The following is a 2,934-nucleotide window of genomic DNA, read 5'->3' as shown; positions in this document are numbered from 1 at the left end:
TCGAAGTCGATACTGCCCAGCTTTTCATCCTGCAACAGTCCGGCATTATTGATCAGCAGGTCAATGCTCTGGCCGTTCAGTTCGCTCACCAGCTTCTGGATGCCATCGTCCGAGGTGACATCCACGCCCTCAATGACCTTCTCTGCCGCTTCCTGCAACTCTGCAGAAGCCTCACGGCACACTCCAATCACCTTGCAGCCTGTTCCGGCGTAGTGCCGAGCCAGTTCAAGGCCAATGCCACGATTGGCACCGGTAATAACAACCGTCTGATTCTCTGACATATCCTTTCTCCTCCTGCTATGGGCACAGGAATAAGAGTATGGCATCGCTCGGGCAAGCAGGCCAAAATGGTTGGCGCCCTTTCACACCACAGCAGGAACCGGGAATGTCATCAGCGCTGATCTATGCCATCTTTGCCGTAACATTGATCGCCCTGAGCATTTTCTACCTGTTCTTTTACCGGCAATGGCGACGTGGACGGGCACTGCAACAATCCTTTCCGGACCAGTGGCGACAACTACTGACTACCCAGGTGCCGCTGTACCGCAGACTTTCCCCGTCATTACGACAACAGCTTGAACAACGGGTACAGCTGTTCCTCGCGGAAAAATCCTTCTACGGCTGCGACGGTTTTGACGTGGATGACAGGGTCCGGCTCACCATTGCCGGCCACGCCTGCCTGCTGATACTGGCCCGCGACTATACCGATTTCGACGATGTCCGCAGCATACTGGTGTATCCGGACGCCTATCACGTAAGGGATGTGGAAAACGATGGCATGGTGGTGAGCGTCAGTAACCAGATTCGCGCTGGCGAAGCCTCCAGCCGCGGCCAGGTGGTACTGGCCTGGGCGGAATGCGAAGAAGGTGCGATCAATCCACACGGCGAACATAACGTGATTCTCCATGAATTCGCGCACCAACTTGATTACCTTGACGGCACCGCCGATGGCGCTCCTCCCCTCAGCGGCGAACAGGCCAGACATTGGAAGCAAACCATGACCCGCGCCTACGAGCACCTGCGGCGCTCACTCCTGCATCACCAGCACAGCTGGCTGGACCCGTATGGCGCGACTGAGCCGGCTGAGTTCTTTGCCGTGCTGACAGAAGCCTTTTTTCAACAGCCCCAACACCTGAGTGACGAACAGCCGGAAGTGTACAAAGCCCTCTGCGGGTTCTACCGCTTTGATCCGCTCACGGACGTGTCCGACGATCAGGCTGCGCCTGTTGCAGGCCACCGGAAAACTTCTCACTGAGGAAGTCCACCAACGCCCTGACCTTGGGCGCAACAAACTTGCGGGTGGGATAGATGGCGTAGATACCCAGCTCCGTGGAACGGTACTGCGGCATCACCTCCACCAGCGATCCGGCCGCCAGGTCCGCCCCTACCAGGAAGTCCGGTAGCAGGATAATGCCCTGGTGGCTGAGCGCCACGGCACGACAGGTATCGCCATTGTTAGTGTTCAGCCAGGGTCGAGTACGCACGGACACGGCACCTGTCGGCCCTTCAAACTGCCAGCCATGACGCGTGGCCTGATTGCTGTAGGCAATGATCCGGTGCTCCGCCAGTTCCGATGGATGCTTCGGCGTACCATGGATTGCCAGGTAGTCCGGCGAAGCACACAACAGTATGCGGGTGGACGCCAGCCTGCGGCTGATCAGCGTGGAACTGGGCAGGCTTGCGATTCGAATGGCCAGGTCAAACCCTTCCTCGACAATATCCACAATCCGGTCCGCCAGGTTGATGTCCAGTTGCACATCCGGATGCTGCTGATGGAATTCCCCCCAAAGCGGCCCCAGATGGCCAATGCCAAAGCTCACTGGTACGTTGATTCGCAACAGCCCGCGCGCATTACCGCTACGGGAGTCCAGCTCTGCCTCGGCCTCTTCAACAGCCGACAGCAGTTCCTTGCATCGGAAATAGAAGACTTCTCCCTCATCCGTCAATGACAGACGACGAGTGGTCCGGTGCAACAACCGGACGCCCAGCCGTGTCTCCAAATCGTTCACATACCGGGATGTTGCAGCTTTGGAGACCCCCATCATCTCGGCTGCCCCGACAAAACTTCTGGCATCCACCACAGACACAAAGGTCTGCATCTCGAGTAATTTATCCATTGTTTCATTTTCCGAGATAGTGAATATCAAAGCACCATGTTTATCCCATTTATCATGACGAGTAAAGTTCACCCCATGGTTTAGCAACGAACCCACACAGGAGAGAACCCAATGAACACTCAATTGATACAACGCGTTTTTGCAACCAACTCAAGCTGGGCAGCCCTGGCACTGAGGATCCCCGTCGGCATCATCTTCGTGGCCCACGGCGCCCAGAAACTGTTTGGCTGGTTTGGCGGTTATGGCCTGGAAGGTACGGGCCAGTGGATGGATTCCATCGGGCTCAGCCCAGGTTACCTGATGGCCCTAATGGCGGGTGGTGCGGAATTCCTCGGTGGCCTGGCCCTGATCATCGGCCTGCTGGTTCGGCCCGCCAGTGCTGTCCTGGCCTTTGCCATGCTGATCGCGATCTTCAGCGTTCATTTCAGCAACGGCCTGTTCATGAGCAACAATGGCTATGAGTTCGGCCTCGCGCTGCTGGCCGTGTCCGTATCGCTGATCTTCAGCGGTGGTGGCCGGGCTTCCGTAGACGCCCTGCTCGCCAAGCGGTAAGAGCGAGAGAACCTCTCATCCCGCGCCGAACGGAGTTTGACAGGAAGGCATTGCCAAGCCTGTTAAATTCCCTCGGCGCACCAACGTTTACCCACGAACTACTGTCACAGGCCGACTGGCTGGAGTGTATGCACCGCCCCGCACGACTCACCGTCCATCGCCCTTCACCCCCAACCGGTCCAGGTAGACGTGAAGCTCCTCTTCACTGATATTCACATACTCCAGCACCCGCCCGTACAACATCACCGTGGGCACGTTTCGCCCG

General features: G+C 57.5%; 4 protein-coding genes. 2 read left to right on the top strand and 2 right to left on the bottom strand.

Annotated features, from left to right (window positions below):
- Positions 1-281 (bottom strand): SDR family NAD(P)-dependent oxidoreductase (locus R3175_RS18045; protein WP_318945732.1); only part of this gene is annotated, 281 nt, incomplete at its 3' end.
- A gap of 104 nt (positions 282-385) precedes the next feature.
- On the opposite strand from R3175_RS18045, the gene R3175_RS18040 reads away from it, so the two are divergent.
- Positions 386-1,255, top strand: a complete 870-nt coding sequence (locus R3175_RS18040; protein WP_318945731.1) for a zinc-dependent peptidase — start codon at positions 386-388, stop codon at positions 1,253-1,255.
- Here R3175_RS18040 and R3175_RS18035 read toward each other — a convergent pair.
- On the bottom strand, positions 1,194-2,117 hold the full coding sequence (locus R3175_RS18035) for a LysR family transcriptional regulator (protein ID WP_318945730.1): 924 nt from the start codon (positions 2,115-2,117) through the stop codon (positions 1,194-1,196). The two genes, R3175_RS18040 and R3175_RS18035, sit on opposite strands and share 62 nt — an antisense overlap.
- Positions 2,118-2,228: 111 nt before the next feature.
- On the opposite strand from R3175_RS18035, the gene R3175_RS18030 reads away from it, so the two are divergent.
- Positions 2,229-2,669: a DoxX family protein gene (locus R3175_RS18030; protein ID WP_318945729.1), complete on the top strand. Its 441-nt coding sequence runs from the start codon at positions 2,229-2,231 to the stop codon at positions 2,667-2,669.
- Positions 2,670-2,934 lie beyond the last annotated feature (265 nt).

The organism is Marinobacter sp. (assembly GCF_033722735.1).
Lineage (GTDB): Bacteria > Pseudomonadota > Gammaproteobacteria > Pseudomonadales > Oleiphilaceae > Marinobacter.
The sequence above is the reverse complement of the archived record's forward strand: the minus strand, read 5'-3'. Positions and strand labels throughout refer to the sequence as shown.

Bases quoted from the DNA above. Each gene is read 5' to 3' on its own strand.
- R3175_RS18040 (WP_318945731.1), top strand. From the start codon at position 386: ATGTCATCAGCGCTGATCTATGCCATCTTTGCCGTAACATTGATCGCC.
- R3175_RS18035 (WP_318945730.1), bottom strand. From the start codon at position 2,117: ATGGATAAATTACTCGAGATGCAGACCTTTGTGTCTGTGGTGGATGCC.
- R3175_RS18030 (WP_318945729.1), top strand. From the start codon at position 2,229: ATGAACACTCAATTGATACAACGCGTTTTTGCAACCAACTCAAGCTGG.